Source organism: Enterobacter cloacae complex sp.6700776, assembly GCF_048284255.1.
GTDB lineage: Bacteria > Pseudomonadota > Gammaproteobacteria > Enterobacterales > Enterobacteriaceae > Enterobacter > Enterobacter intestinihominis.
The window spans coordinates 1-282 of record NZ_JBLVYK010000246.1; the positions used below are offsets into that span (position 1 = coordinate 1).

Annotated in this window: 1 pseudogene; it reads right to left on the bottom strand. The window is 40.4% G+C overall.

The features are described from left to right. Window positions 1-282, bottom strand: a pseudogene (locus ACNQ0T_RS24090) (ABC transporter permease); the annotation flags it as partial.

The window sequence follows — 282 nt, forward strand, 5'->3', positions numbered from 1 at the left end:
GTAATGGCTCCGTTAAAACCTAAGATAATAATAAACGCGAAGGCTAACGGTACGCCGCTGAAGTTGCTCGCCATGGTGGTAAACGAAATCATGAAATTGCGCACTTTGCCTTGCATCTTATAGATAGAAAATGCCGTTACACAAGCGATAAGCAAACCAACAACGCTACAAATCAGCGATAGCCACAAAGTGTTTTGAAATGCTTGTAGATAGAAATCGTTGGTGAAGATCTCTACGTAATTCTCAAAAGACCATGCTTCTTCGTAGACAAAACTGTTTAAG